The sequence below is a fragment of the Bacillus sp. EKM501B genome, from assembly GCF_011800505.1.
Lineage (GTDB): Bacteria > Bacillota > Bacilli > Bacillales > Bacillaceae_G > Bacillus_A > Bacillus_A cereus.
This window is the reverse complement of the sequence record NZ_JAALFZ010000005.1, coordinates 41,387-55,975: the sequence shown is the minus strand read 5'-3', so window position 1 is coordinate 55,975 and position 14,589 is coordinate 41,387. Positions and strand designations below refer to the sequence as shown.

Genomic DNA, 14,589 nt, shown 5'->3' with positions numbered 1-14,589 from the left:
CTAAGAGAAAGCAGAATATGTCAGTTTGTACATTCTATTATTAGGGGGAGAATTTGTATGAAAAAGACAGTTGCTTCGTTAGCAGTTATGGCGGCATTATTACCGACATTTTCAGCACATGCGGAAGGGAAAGAGCAAGTTCGAAAATCAGCTACAACTTTTAATGTTATTAGTGACATTCAAGGTGATTTAGGAGATTTTGATCACGTATTAAAAGATATGAATAAAGTAACGCCACTTTCTAGAGCGCTTATTATGAATGGGGATATAACGCCGACTGGACAACAGTCACAATATGATGATGTAAAGCGTGTGTTAAATAAAAATAAGCATCCGGAAAATGTATGGTCTACTGTTGGGAATCATGAGTTTTATGCTGGTAAATGGACAGCAGATGGGAAACTCTCTCAAAGTACATGGCCAAATGGTGTAACGGAAGAAACACTATTTGGTCGCTACTTACAATTTAGTGGACAAGAAAAGGTATATCATAAAAAAGAATTAGATGGCTATCCACTTTTATTTTTAGGAACTGAAAAATATATGAAATACCACGATTCAAAAATGTGGGATGAAGTATATATGAGTGATGAGCAATTAGGTTGGTTAAAACAAAATTTAGAAGAGTATAGTCAAAAAGATAAAAATAAACCAATCTTTATTTTCTCTCATCACGTTTTACCTGATACAGTATCTGGATCAAGACAATCACCATATTTACAAGATTATTTAAACGTGGATAAATTGTACGATATATTAAAAGACTATCCGCAGGTCGTTTTCTTTACGAGTCATACGCATTGGGATTTAAACTTACCGGACTGGGCCGGTAAAAAGAAAATTGCAGGCGGAGATAAAAAAGGATTTACTGTTGTAAATACGGGCGGGATTGAAACGGGCTGGATGTCAGCAGGACCAAATGGAGGAGAGAAAACTGCTCCAGATGGCTATTCATTTAAACAAGGGTTACAAGTGAAAGCATATGGTAACGATGTAATTGTGACAGCTTACGATTACAAACGTGATAAGGATATAAAGAAGTTATTAATTAGTGATTCAAAAATTGCGCAGATGGCACCAAATGTAACGGCAGATGATAGTGAAAATATAATTGTCGGTGCAACTGAATATATGGAGTATTCTATAGAAGGAACGAATGAGTGGCATACGTATAGTAAAGCAAACCCTCCGAAATTTGATGGGGATAAAGTCGTATACGTACGCCATAAAGGTGAAATGAATTTAGAGCCGGGATTAACACAGTTACTTCGTTTTTCGGTAAATAAGTGATTGGAGGGAGTCTGCATTTGAATGTGTAGGCTCTTTTTTTGTTGATGAGAAAGGGGTTGCCTGTCTGTCGTTTTTTGTCGATAGATCGATATATTAAGAAAATCGTTGATATATTGCAAGTTACGATAGATATATTTGAAAAATCGTTGATATATTGAAAGGAATGAACGATATATTTAAAAAATCGTTGATATAAATTTCATGTACCGTAATTAAGTTAAAATCATTAATACGGTTTTACTTATCAAAATGAAATTCTAATACATTTTTAACCGAGAAAGATGACTTCACCATTTTTACGTGTAATAATAGTAACGTTACATATATTGTGAAAGAAGTACAAAAGGAGCGTTACAATGAATTTAGCTAAATTCCCGAGAAAAAAATATACAGAATCATATACACCAATTGAAAAGTTAAACAACTTTTCTGAAGCACTTGGTGGCCCGACTATTTATTTTAAACGAGATGATTTACTTGGTTTAACAGCTGGTGGCAATAAGACGAGAAAATTAGAATTTTTAGTTGCAGATGCACAGGAAAATGGTGCAGATACGTTAATTACAGCTGGTGGTATTCAGTCAAATCATTGCCGCCTGACACTGGCAGCTGCGGTAAAAGAAAAAATGAAATGTATCCTTGTATTAGAGGAAGGGCTTGAGCCAGAAGAGAAGAGAGACTTTAACGGAAACTATTTCTTATATCACTTATTAGGTGCTGAAAATGTCATTGTTGTACCGAACGGAGCAGATCTTATGGAAGAAATGCATAAAGTAGCACAAGAAGTAAGTGAAAAAGGTAATACACCATATGTAATTCCAGTTGGTGGATCAAACCCTACGGGTGCTATGGGATACGTTGCTTGTGCGCAAGAAATTATGGCGCAATCATTTGAGCAAGGAATTGATTTCAGTTCAGTTGTTTGTGTAAGTGGTAGCGGCGGTATGCATGCTGGTTTAGTTACTGGTTTTTCTGGAACACAAAGCCATATTCCTGTAATCGGGATTAACGTAAGTAGAGGAAAAGCTGAGCAAGAAGAGAAAGTAGCAAAACTTGTAGATGAAACTTCAGCACATGTTGGTATTCCAAACTTTATCTCGCGCGACGCTGTTACGTGCTTTGATGAATATGTAGGACCAGGCTATGCGTTACCAACGCCGGAAATGGTAGAGGCAGTTCAGTTACTTGCGAAAACAGAAGGTATTTTACTTGATCCAGTGTATACAGGTAAGGCAGTAGCGGGATTAATCGACTTAATTAGAAAAGATAAATTTAATAAGGAAGACAATATTTTATTCGTACATTCAGGTGGTTCACCAGCTTTATATGCGAATACTTCTTTATTTGCGTAAGTGTAAAAAGCATTGGGTATCCAATGCTTTTTTGTTATATACTGGAATTGTCGAGAGGTGGGAGGATTATATGAACTCAAATTTAAAATGGATTATATATACGGTACTCGGCATTTCTATTCTATTAATCTTATTTGTGGCTTATGGGGTGTATTCGTATTTTATATTTTAAAAGCGTAATGGAAGTGAACCATAATGTAATGTATGTTATAGTTTGATATGTTAATTACTTACAATACTTTCTACAAGGAGAATACATAATGAGAGCAAAGAAACTAGTAACGTTAGCAGTTCCATTTATGCTGTTAGTCGGATGCGAGGTAGGAGATAAAGATTCTACTCATAAGACTGAGCAAACTAGTAAAGCAATAACGAAAACAGTAATTTCTGAACAACAGTATCCGTACTACATATGTGAGCAAGTGGTAGAGTTCCAATTTAAGAAGGATGAACTGTTACTAAACTTAGGAGAATCCTTAAAGGACAAAGAAAAAGCAAAAGCTGTTTTAAAAACATCAAACGAGATAGATAAAATTTTAGACAATATGGAACACATAAAAGTACCTGATACATACAAAGACATTCACAAATCCATACAAGAAGGGGTAACAGAGGCAAGAAAAGCAACGAAGTTAATTAAGGATGCTGGTAAAGAAGATAAACAGAAGATTCAAGAAGCTACAATGAAAGGTACTAAATTTTTATCAGGTGTAGACGGAGAGCATTGGAAAAAAGCAATTTATGAGTTATCACAGGAAAACAAAGATGCTTATAGTAAGGCACTTGATAAGAAAGTAAAGGAGCACTCAAAGTAAAACAGTAACTTGTAACAATACATATCCATCTAAAATTTCCGCGAATGCTATGCTAGGAAGTTAGGTGGGAGATTACTGTCCTTAAATGTGGCTGATTAAAGCTACAGCCACATTCTCCTGTTCTAATTAACTAAAAGAAGAACTTCCCCATCCCGATTAGACTACTGATCATTCCTATTCCACTCATGGTACCTTTTCCTGCTGTAAGTAAGTTTCCAAGCATCCCTAGCTGACCGTTACCTCCGTTATTTCCCCATCCCATTGGGGCCCACGGACCACCCCATCCTGGAGAGTTTCCGAAAATACCCCCGTTATTGGTATTGAATTTAAAAGCCTTAGCTGGCGGCGATAGTAAAGCTGCGAGATGACCTTGTGCGAACATCCCTGTATGATTGAATGGTTGCGCCCAGGGGAAGGGAGGTTTTTGAAAATTAAAACCTGCATGACCTGGTAATGGAGTCCAATTAGCAGGGTGACCTTGTGGTAGTATCTCTGCATAATTAATTGGCTGCTGCCCCCAAGAGAAGGGAGGAGGTTGGGGATTGAACCCCGTATAATTGGCTGATGAATCCCAACTAACTGGATAGACTCGGTAACTCCAATTCTCAGGAAGCTTCAAATCATTCATTACCTCAGATGTAGTTATTTCGGGCTGTGAATATAATGAAATTTGGTTAGTATATTGTTGCCCATTTCCCTTTGAATTCAAATACCAATATTGGTCCATACGCTTATTCTCCTCACTTTAAAAATGTAATGTTAGACTTAGCCTATGTAATATTCCTTTTTATGGATGGTTACATAACTAGATCTACAAGCCTGTATTTAAAGGAATGGGTGCGTAGTCTTTTTGATTTTTCTCGCTGCCTGTAAAATTCCCATTGATGTAAAGTTTCACTTTATTTTAGAAGGGGATTTTCAGTTGCTTCTTTTTTGTATTTCAGCCTAATTTAAATTCCGTTAACAAACATTTTTATAAAGGTTTAATCAACAAAAAGATTTTAAAATGGTATGTTGAGCAAGTGGAATTGCTAAAAAGAGAATATCCATTCGAAGAGTTTGGCAAAATACTGTAAGGGTAATGTTTTCTTGTGCAAATATGTAAACGATTTAAACGAATCAATGAAATTTATAATGAAGGGGCAATTAAATATATGAGTGAAACATTACATAAAAGAAAACCACCATATGTAATGCTTGTAATCCTTTTTATTGGGGCATTTGTTTCATTTCTAAATAACTCCCTTTTAAATGTAGCCTTGCCATCAATAATGAAAGATTTAAACATTCAAGATTATTCAACGATCCAGTGGCTTTCTACAGGGTATATGCTTGTAAGTGGTATATTAATTCCGGCCTCAGCATTTTTAATAACGCGTTTCTCGAATAGGAGCCTATTTATTACATCTATGGTGATTTTTATTCTTGGTACTGCCTTAGCGGCTGTAGCACCTAACTTTGGTTTATTACTTACTGGTCGGATGGTTCAAGCGGCAGGCTCTTCAGTTATGGGACCTTTGTTAATGAATATTATGCTAGTAAGCTTTCCAAGAGAAAAAAGGGGAACAGCAATGGGGATTTTTGGACTAGTTATGATTACAGCTCCAGCAATTGGGCCGACACTATCAGGTTATATTGTAGAGTATTATGACTGGCGTTTGCTTTTTGAAATGATTTTACCGTTAGCAATCATTAGCTTACTGTTAGGGATTTGGAAATCTGAGAATGTCATGAAACAAAACAAAAATGCAAAACTTGATTATCTCTCATTACTATTATCTTCTGTCGGTTTTGGCGGTTTGTTATATGGATTCAGTTCTGCAAGCTCCGATGGTTGGACAAATAAAGTTGTCTTAACAACCTTAATCATAGGCGCAATTGCCCTAATTGCTTTCATTATTCGTCAATTAAAAATGGATGAGCCGTTATTGGATTTACGTGTTTACAAGTACCCAATGTTTGCACTTGCGTCTGTAATTGCAATTGTCAACGCGGTGGCCATGTTTTCGGGTATGATTTTAACACCAGCTTATGTACAAAACGTCCGTGGCATTTCTCCGCTGAGCTCTGGACTGATGATGCTTCCAGGTGCGGTTATAATGGGGATTATGTCACCAATTACAGGTAAACTATTTGATAAATATGGTCCTCGGATTCTTGGCATAGTGGGGCTTTCCATTACAGCTGTTTCAACTTATATGTTGGCAAGTCTCCAAATTGACTCTAGTCACACACATATTATTCTTATCTACACACTGCGGATGTTTGGGATGGCGATGGTTATGATGCCACTTATGACAAATGGTCTTAATCAATTGCCAACTCGCTTAAACCCGCACGGTACAGCTGTTAATAATACGGCTCAACAAGTGTCCGGTTCGATTGGTACTGCTATTCTTGTTACGATTATGAACTCTGTAACAAAAACAAAAGCTGAAAGTTTAATGTCTCATATAGATCCAACAACCTTTACAGAAACTACGAAGGCAATAGTAACTCAGAAGGCTTTATTATCTGGAATTCAATATTCGTTTTATGTAGCGCTTGGCATGAATGTTGTTGCACTACTATTAGTTTTTTTCGTTAAACGTGTAGATACAAGTGCGGAAGCTGTCGAGAAGCTAAATCGGTAGAGAAAAATAAAACGCTTGATAATGATTCCTACAAGTTTTTTGCTGCTAAGGCGCCGGTATTTAAAGCTGGAAAAGAACTAAAAGAAGCAGGGAAATAATTATATAGTAAAAGAGGACCTGATGTTCATATCAGGTCCTCTTTCATTAGTAACACGGTATACTTGCTTATCGTATTGGTTTAACTAAACTACTGATTTTTCGAATACTACAATCTTAAGCTCGTCAACTTCTCTATTTTTGGGGTGTTTTAGAAGAAAATGAATCAAAATAATCGTTTTTATAAACAAATACAAGAGATGAGATCCGTTTGCAATTTCTTATAAACATTACAAGTTTAGATTATCTTTTAACACCAACATTAAAAGGCTCCAACTATATTTATTCGCTTCATTTTAATTTAGTATTTTTCTACAAGTTATAAATCTAATTGCCAAGCTTATACGTAATATCATAATCATGAATAGTTAGGGAAAAGATAAAATAAGGTAATCAATTACATATCTTTATCCCAGGCGATTAGTTGCTATTTCCTCTTTATTAAATGGGATATGTTATTTCATGCTTTTTTGAAAGGGTGTTTTAAATGGAAAAAAAAGTATCTGCCATTCCTCAGCCGAAAACATATGGACCGCTGGGTAATCTCCCATTAATCGATAAAGATAAACCGACCCTATCCTTTATCAAGATAGCGGAAGAGTATGGTCCCATTTTTCAAATTCAAACTTTAAGTGATACCATTATTGTCGTTTCCGGACATGAACTGGTAGCAGAAGTCTGTGACGAAACACGGTTCGATAAAAGTATAGAGGGTGCTTTAGCAAAAGTTCGCGCCTTTGCTGGAGACGGATTATTTACAAGCGAGACTCACGAGCCTAACTGGAAAAAAGCTCATAATATTTTGATGCCTACATTTAGCCAACGGGCAATGAAAGATTACCATGCTATGATGGTTGATATTGCTGTACAACTCGTTCAAAAATGGGCACGGCTTAATCCGAATGAAAACGTGGATGTTCCGGAGGATATGACTCGTCTTACGTTAGATACAATTGGTCTATGTGGTTTTAATTACCGATTTAATAGCTTTTATCGTGAGACCCCTCATCCTTTTATTACTAGCATGACCCGTGCTCTAGATGAGGCGATGCACCAATTGCAGCGGCTGGATATAGAAGACAAACTTATGTGGAGAACGAAACGTCAATTTCAGCATGATATCCAATCTATGTTTTCTTTAGTAGATAATATTATTGCTGAACGTAAAAGTAGTGGAGATCAGGAAGAAAATGATTTACTTTCCCGTATGTTAAATGTGTCAGATCCGGAAACTGGTGAAAAATTAGATGATGAAAACATTCGTTTCCAAATTATCACTTTTTTAATAGCTGGGCATGAGACAACAAGTGGATTGTTATCTTTTGCAATTTACTTTTTATTAAAGAATCCGGATAAATTGAAAAAAGCCTATGAAGAAGTAGACCGTGTTTTGACAGATCCTACTCCAACATACCAACAAGTTATGAAACTGAAGTATATACGGATGATTTTAAATGAATCACTGCGTCTATGGCCTACCGCTCCAGCATTCAGTCTCTATGCAAAAGAAGATACAGTGATTGGCGGGAAATACCCAATTAAGAAAGGAGAAGATCGTATTTCTGTTCTTATTCCACAGCTACATAGGGATAAAGATGCATGGGGAGACAATGTGGAAGAATTCCAACCTGAACGATTTGAAGAGCTGGATAAGGTTCCTCATCATGCTTATAAGCCATTTGGAAATGGCCAGAGAGCATGTATCGGTATGCAATTTGCACTTCATGAAGCCACTCTTGTAATGGGAATGCTTCTTCAACATTTTGAATTAATCGATTATCAAAACTATCAGCTGGACGTAAAACAAACATTAACGCTAAAGCCCGGTGATTTTAAGATTAGGATTCTACCCCGAAAACAAACTATTAGCCATCCTACTGCTCTTCCACCTACAGAGGACAAGCTGAAAAACCATGAAATTAAGCAACACGTCCAGAAGACACCTTCTATTATTGGGGCCGATAATCTTTCGCTTCTTGTTCTGTATGGCTCGGATACAGGGGTAGCAGAAGGTATTGCAAGAGAATTAGCGGATACAGCTAGTTTAGAAGGGGTTCAAACGGAAGTGGTAGCTCTTAACGATCGAATTGGAAGTTTGCCAAAAGAAGGAGCGGTACTTATTGTGACTTCTTCTTATAATGGAAAACCACCAAGTAATGCAGGGCAGTTTGTGCAATGGTTGGAGGAACTAAAACCGGATGAGCTAAAAGGGGTTCAATACGCAGTTTTTGGTTGTGGAGATCATAATTGGGCTAGTACCTATCAACGGATTCCAAGGTACATTGATGAGCAGATGGCTCAAAAAGGAGCAACAAGATTTTCTAAACGCGGAGAAGCAGATGCAAGTGGTGATTTCGAGGAACAGCTTGAGCAATGGAAACAAAGTATGTGGTCTGATGCAATGAAGGCATTTGGATTGGAGCTCAACAAAAATATGGAAAAAGAGCGCAGTACTTTGAGTTTGCAATTTGTCAGTCGTCTTGGAGGATCTCCTCTTGCACGAACATATGAAGCAGTTTATGCATCTATACTAGAAAATCGTGAACTCCAATCATCCAGTAGTGATAGAAGTACACGACATATCGAGGTATCCTTGCCAGAAGGCGCTACATATAAAGAAGGAGACCACCTTGGAGTGTTGCCAGTTAATAGCGAGAAAAATATCAACCGAATTTTAAAACGTTTTGGATTAAATGGGAAGGATCAAGTTATACTGAGTGCAAGTGGACGAAGTATAAATCACATACCTTTAGACAGTCCTGTTAGTTTATTGGACCTTCTTAGTTATAGTGTTGAAGTTCAAGAAGCAGCCACTCGAGCACAAATACGAGAAATGGTAACATTCACAGCATGTCCTCCTCATAAAAAAGAATTGGAAGCATTATTAGAAGAAGGAGTTTACCATGAACAAATACTAAAGAAACGGATTTCAATGTTGGACCTTCTTGAAAAGTATGAGGCTTGTGAAATCCGATTTGAACGCTTTTTAGAACTTCTTCCTGCGCTCAAACCGCGTTACTATTCTATTTCAAGCTCTCCACTCGTTGCACAGAATCGTCTGAGCATTACGGTCGGTGTTGTTAATGCGCCTGCATGGAGTGGGGAAGGGACATATGAAGGAGTCGCTTCTAATTACTTAGCTCAGCGTCATAATAAAGATGAGATTATCTGTTTCATTCGAACGCCACAATCAAACTTTGAATTACCTAAAGATCCAGAAACACCAATTATTATGGTTGGGCCAGGTACTGGAATTGCACCATTCCGTGGATTCTTGCAAGCGCGTCGTGTTCAAAAGCAAAAAGGTATTAACTTAGGAGAAGCACATCTATATTTTGGTTGTCGTCATCCTGAAAAAGATTATCTTTATCGTACAGAACTAGAAAATGATGAAAGAGATGGATTAATCTCTTTACACACAGCTTTTTCTCGTCTAGAGGGACATCCAAAAACATATGTACAGCATTTAATAAAACAAGATAGAATCAATTTAATTTCGTTATTAGATAATGGAGCTCATCTTTATATATGTGGTGATGGAAGTAAAATGGCTCCGGATGTAGAAGATACCCTTTGTCAAGCATATCAAGAAATTCATGAAGTCAGTGAACAAGAAGCAAGAAATTGGTTGGATCGTGTGCAAGATGAAGGGCGATATGGAAAAGATGTTTGGGCTGGTATATGACTGTTTCTTAATTAGATACATATTAACTAATGAACTTCTTTCGAATAAATTTCACTTTATTAGTATAGTGTATTTAGATGAATAGTGATTAACCGGACTATTTAGTATCTACTAAATAAAAAACAGGACCTGATATGCATCTATCAGGTCCTGTTTCACATAGACATTATACATCGATATTTTCCACGCATTATCAATGTTTGTAATGTAGTTAGCCTTTTGAGTCAGCTATAAAATCAGATATTATTTTTTCAATATCGAAAGGAGTAATCCCTTTATCCAAAGAAAAAATGCTTTCTGCTTCTTCGATGTCTTGAACGAGTTCACCTCTAGCTTCAATATGTAATCGGAACAAGTCATATAAATTCGGTTTAACTAAATTAGTTAAAGCCTTCCCAACTAGTATCATACCTTTTTGATTAGCCTCGATGGTATTATCATAAGTTAGATCTCTCGTAAGAGACAAATCTGTCCAAATCAATTTTCGTTCCTTTAAGTCTAAAATAACTGGAATAGAGATTTGGGTGTCGGCAGTAATATCCACTTTATCTTGAACAGTAGAAGGTTCAAATATTTCACCTGAACCAGGATATTGACGAACCATCCAACCAGTAAAGCATTCTGGTAAATCTTTATACGGTTGGTCTGTGTAAGAAAGCAAAGTCATTACTACATAGCGTGCACCATATTTCAGCACAGACGGAATATCGAAATCAATGAATTCAGATGCCCCCTTTGGTGCAGAAGTAATATCTCCGCTATGGTAGGCTTTGAAATTTTTTGAACGTAAGTTCGTGAAGGATACATGTTCTTTGTATTGCCAATCTTCGTCGTACATTGCAGCAGATAAATCAATGTCAACACGTCCTGTATGTTGTCCATTCACATAGCCTTCTTTCCACCATAGGAAAAAACGAATCGTATCTCCTTCTGGCAAATCTACTTTACTTCCTCGAGATAATGTGCGAAGCGCTTTGCTGGCTGAACGTTGAGAGAAGGGAACTAAGTGATTTTTTAACTGTTCATCCAAAAATACTTTTCCGAGACTTGGAAGTTCTGCGAAGCGATTTTTTAAAGTATCTTCACACATTTTTACAATCATTAAACAAATATCCTCTGAGATAAATGGAAGTGTATTTTCAATACCTATAGCTTTTGCTACATTTCCCTTTGGAAAAAAGGTACGAAATTCATTTTTATCATTTCGATGCTTAAAATGAGCCGTGAGTTGAAGTAATACAGGAGTAGAAACGTTTCCTATTATACTTAGAAAATCTTCGAGAATATTGAAAACATCTGTTGACTTATCACTACATAAACGGATTAAATGATCCAAGCGTCTGGCAAATTCCCCTGGGCGAGTTTTTAAAAGATTTTTCGCTGTCATGATATCACGATTCAACAAAGCTGCTTCTATTTTCCCATTAAATGTTTCAACTTTAATGTTGTTGCGAAGAATCTCAAATGCTCGGTGGGTTTTTGGGAAACGAGTATGATATTCTGCTGGATGAAGAATTTCACCTAAACGAATCCAACGTTTTTTGTATCGAAGCATATCTTCGGTAATGTTTCCGCATTGCTCTAACAAACCTAAAAGGAAGCGTCTTTCTGCTCGGTTAAACTTCTTGAATCGGACGGAGGATGCTAAACTCACATCGCCTTCAGATAAAGCAACTGCAAGGCGAAGAACATCAGTTGCTGTTTTAAAATACTTTGCAGCAGCATCGGCTGATATTTTTCTGTTTATTAATAAAACCCCAATTATAAAAGACATATTTTCCTTATGAGGAATTACATTAGGTAGAAAACAGGAAACATCTTCAGTGTGTGTAATAGCCCATTCTACATCCGTCTTATCAGTTGAGGAAATAGAGCTGTTTGCACTAATCAATTGAGAAATCATTTGATTGAAATCTTCTTCACTTCCTAAGTCAATAACTTTCAAATCAACTCTATCTAAAAGAGGGAGTCGTTCTTCTACTTTTGATACAGGTAGGCGCAACGTCACATAATGAATAATGGCATTAATGTATAAATCAGCGTCACTTAAATCCATCATTTGTTGCGGAGAGTTTGGATACATAGGAGTAAACTGAATATGTGCTCCAACCATTTCTTTTAAATGTTTTACCAACTCTTTGTAAAACGATGTGAATGCATCAACCGAAAGGGTTTGCAACTCTTCTATTAAAGGCTCGGAAAAAGTAAATCCTAAACTTTCCAAGTTTTTTAAAACAGTGGCTAAATAAATGTTCGGTAGTTTATTTTCTTCTCTTTTTATAATTACTTTCAAACTTCTTCTTATGTAAATAGAATTTTTCATGAGAACGCCAGCTATTCACGCCTTATAAAAGAGGGGAATAGTCTGACTGTCCTCCTTTCAGTGGTAGATTTTTATTTTTATATGTATAAACACACTAATTGTAGAAAAATGCACAGAGGGTACATAGCTATTTTTTAGTGAAAAATTAGGGGTATAACATTTAGTTGTTAAGTGGTAATTTGTTAATTAAGAAAAGAAAACCTCTACATCAATGGTTGATAAACTAAAGTTTATTCAATCCTAAAGAAGAAAGAGGTTTTATAGTCTAATTATTTTTCATAGGGAATTGACAACTCTAAAACAATTTGAAATTTCTACAAAGAAGGAAGAATTGTCATAGCCTATGTGTTTAGCAGGAAAGTAACATCCCTATTTCGCCAAAGAAGTTAGAAGGAAGGAACGTCATAGCCTGCTTTATTAGTATATTCTCTTGCGAAGAGCAATTCAAGTATACTGTCTGATTTTTTATATTTTTCTTAAAGGGGAATTTTCATGATTATCCCGCATTAACGGGCAGCCAGATTGGTGAGGGTGATTAAAGTTTCACTTTATAAATAGGGAGACCATCACATGCCCTTTTTATAATACTATTACGGGAGGATTTTTATTTTTGATATATTATACCATTTATTTAATGGTATAATATGGTATGCGTTCTGTGGAATGGAGTTGAATGAGTATTATAAATACAAAAGGTGAAATTAAAAAAACGAAAAGAAAAGTATTACTAACTATACTTACTATGTTAGTAATTATAATTGGATTTGGATATTGGAAACTTTTTAGTTTGCAAGGTGTTCCAAAAGGGGAATTAATTCGAACAGTGAAATCTCCAGATGGAAAATATCTCATCAAGACTTATTTTCATAATGCAGGATCATTAAGTGCGGATGCTGTTAGGGGTGAATTAGTTAACCTTGATACAGATTCAGAGAAAAATATATATTGGAACTATCCAGATACAGATCCATATATTGAATGGGTAAATAAGAATATTGTTAGAATTGGAGATCAAACTTTAGATGTTTCACAGAAAGAAACCTATGATTGGCGTGATGACGATAAGCACGTTAAAGAAATGCCTAAACAGTTTATTAGATAAAATAAGAAAAATTAAATTTATTTAATCTTATTCGTTTAACTATAGATAGGATTATATGGGTGAAAAAGTCCATTTAGATTTTCTAAATGGACTTTTTTAGGTTTCTAGATACGACTACTGATAAAAATGGAACAAACTTGTTATTTAGGTTGTCTATTAAGTATACGTATAAAACAGGGGTTCATGATAGTTCACTCATTTTATGAAAAGTGAGATGCAAGAGAGTGATATCCGATACACTCTTTAATTGTATCGATATGTATAACACCTAAAAAAACATATATTCTTGAAAGAGGTTGAAAATGTATGATAGTCTTAAACAAGTTTTTTAACATTTTACATTACAAAAAGATGGTACCTGTAGTATTTCTTTCATGTGCAACGCTTATAGGCTGTTCCGATGGTAATACTCAATCTGAATTACCTAAACAAACGAAACAAACAAATCAAATCAAACAAGAAATTACTGGTAATGATTCTTTTGTTAAACTTGAAAAAGAATTTGATGCTAAACTCGGTATTTATGCATTGGACACTGATACGAATCAAACCGTTACTTATCAATCAGATGAACGGTTTGCATACGCATCTACCCACAAAGCTTTAGCTGTGGGAGTACTTTTACAAAAGAAATCAATAGAAGATCTAAATCAAAGAGTTTTGTATACCCGTGAAGATCTTGTTAATTACAATCCAATTACAGAAAAGTATGTTGATAGTGGTATGACCCTGAAAGAGCTTGCAGATGCTTCTCTTCGATATAGTGATAATACTGCACAAAATCTTATTCTTAAACAATTAGGTGGACCTAGTGAATTCAAAAAATCACTAAGAGAAGTAGGAGACACCGTTACAAATCCTGAACGTTTTGAACCAGAATTAAACGAAGTGCCTCCAGGAGACGTACGTGATACTAGTACCCCAAAGGCATTAGCTACTAGTCTTCAGGCTTTTACGCTAGGAGATGTACTTTCAACTGAGAAACGGGATTTATTAATAGATTGGATGAAAAGGAATACTACCGGAGACAACTTAATTCGTGCCGGAGTTCCAGGAGGATGGGAAGTAGCTGATAAGACTGGCTCGGGATCTTATGGAACCAGAAATGATATCGCAATTATTTGGCCACCAAATAAAAAACCAATTGTTGTTGCGATACTTTCTAATCATGATAAAGAGGATGCTAAATACGATGATAAGCTTATTGCAGAAGCAACCAAGATAGTGTTAGATGCTTTAAAAGTGACAAATAAATAATAATAGTAACTAGTTATTATTATTTTCCCGGTTTTT

9 protein-coding genes are annotated in these 14,589 nt (G+C 35.9%); 7 read left to right on the top strand and 2 right to left on the bottom strand.

Annotated features, from left to right (window positions below; all coding sequences use genetic code 11):
- Positions 1 to 57: 57 nt before the first annotated feature.
- The 3 genes from HFD78_RS12850 to HFD78_RS12840 all read left to right on the top strand — a co-directional run bounded on the left by HFD78_RS12850 (position 58) and on the right by HFD78_RS12840 (position 3,457).
- Positions 58 to 1,290, top strand: a complete 1,233-nt coding sequence (locus HFD78_RS12850) for a DUF4073 domain-containing protein (RefSeq protein WP_000754268.1) — start codon at positions 58 to 60, stop codon at positions 1,288 to 1,290.
- Between the two features lie 356 nt (positions 1,291 to 1,646).
- A complete protein-coding gene (gene cuyA / locus HFD78_RS12845) occupies positions 1,647 to 2,642 on the top strand; it encodes a D-cysteate sulfo-lyase (protein ID WP_001046619.1) in 996 nt (331 codons plus the stop codon).
- A 260-nt stretch (positions 2,643 to 2,902) separates the two neighbouring features.
- Positions 2,903 to 3,457: a hypothetical protein gene (locus HFD78_RS12840; RefSeq protein ID WP_098005357.1), complete on the top strand. Its 555-nt coding sequence runs from the start codon at positions 2,903 to 2,905 to the stop codon at positions 3,455 to 3,457.
- Between the two features lie 130 nt (positions 3,458 to 3,587).
- Here HFD78_RS12840 and HFD78_RS12835 read toward each other — a convergent pair whose 3' ends face one another.
- Positions 3,588 to 4,184, bottom strand: coding sequence for a hypothetical protein (locus HFD78_RS12835; RefSeq protein ID WP_000373139.1), 597 nt, complete (start codon positions 4,182 to 4,184; stop codon positions 3,588 to 3,590).
- 427 nt (positions 4,185 to 4,611) lie between these two features.
- Here HFD78_RS12835 and HFD78_RS12830 point away from each other — a divergent pair, with 427 nt between their 5' ends.
- Positions 4,612 to 6,090 (top strand): DHA2 family efflux MFS transporter permease subunit, encoded by a 1,479-nt coding sequence (locus tag HFD78_RS12830; protein WP_000005138.1) that lies wholly within the window; start codon positions 4,612 to 4,614, stop codon positions 6,088 to 6,090.
- 583 nt (positions 6,091 to 6,673) lie between these two features.
- On the top strand, positions 6,674 to 9,871 hold the full coding sequence (gene cypD / locus HFD78_RS12825) for a bifunctional P-450/NADPH--P450 reductase (protein WP_000412774.1): 3,198 nt from the start codon (positions 6,674 to 6,676) through the stop codon (positions 9,869 to 9,871).
- 211 nt (positions 9,872 to 10,082) lie between these two features.
- Here cypD and HFD78_RS12820 read toward each other — a convergent pair whose 3' ends face one another.
- Positions 10,083 to 12,194 (bottom strand): TerD family protein, encoded by a 2,112-nt coding sequence (locus HFD78_RS12820; RefSeq protein WP_191968079.1) that lies wholly within the window; start codon positions 12,192 to 12,194, stop codon positions 10,083 to 10,085.
- A 673-nt stretch (positions 12,195 to 12,867) separates the two neighbouring features.
- Between HFD78_RS12820 and HFD78_RS12815 the strand changes: the two genes are divergently transcribed.
- Together HFD78_RS12815 and bla are read left to right on the top strand one after the other, a co-directional pair.
- Positions 12,868 to 13,296, top strand: a complete 429-nt coding sequence (locus HFD78_RS12815) for a DUF5412 domain-containing protein (protein ID WP_000022542.1) — start codon at positions 12,868 to 12,870, stop codon at positions 13,294 to 13,296.
- Positions 13,297 to 13,602: 306 nt separating this feature from the next.
- Positions 13,603 to 14,553, top strand: coding sequence for a class A beta-lactamase (gene bla / locus HFD78_RS12810; protein WP_000636459.1), 951 nt, complete (start codon positions 13,603 to 13,605; stop codon positions 14,551 to 14,553).
- The last annotated feature ends 36 nt before the right edge of the window (positions 14,554 to 14,589 follow it).

What these genes read in the sequence shown, in the direction of transcription:
- cypD (WP_000412774.1), top strand. Translation starts at nt 6,674, where the DNA reads ATGGAAAAAAAAGTATCTGCCATTCCTCAGCCGAAAACATATGGACCG.
- HFD78_RS12835 (WP_000373139.1), bottom strand. Translation starts at nt 4,184, where the DNA reads ATGGACCAATATTGGTATTTGAATTCAAAGGGAAATGGGCAACAATAT.
- bla (WP_000636459.1), top strand. Translation starts at nt 13,603, where the DNA reads ATGATAGTCTTAAACAAGTTTTTTAACATTTTACATTACAAAAAGATG.
- HFD78_RS12830 (WP_000005138.1), top strand. Translation starts at nt 4,612, where the DNA reads ATGAGTGAAACATTACATAAAAGAAAACCACCATATGTAATGCTTGTA.
- cuyA (WP_001046619.1), top strand. Translation starts at nt 1,647, where the DNA reads ATGAATTTAGCTAAATTCCCGAGAAAAAAATATACAGAATCATATACA.
- HFD78_RS12820 (WP_191968079.1), bottom strand. Translation starts at nt 12,194, where the DNA reads ATGAAAAATTCTATTTACATAAGAAGAAGTTTGAAAGTAATTATAAAA.
- HFD78_RS12815 (WP_000022542.1), top strand. Translation starts at nt 12,868, where the DNA reads ATGAGTATTATAAATACAAAAGGTGAAATTAAAAAAACGAAAAGAAAA.
- HFD78_RS12840 (WP_098005357.1), top strand. Translation starts at nt 2,903, where the DNA reads ATGAGAGCAAAGAAACTAGTAACGTTAGCAGTTCCATTTATGCTGTTA.
- HFD78_RS12850 (WP_000754268.1), top strand. Translation starts at nt 58, where the DNA reads ATGAAAAAGACAGTTGCTTCGTTAGCAGTTATGGCGGCATTATTACCG.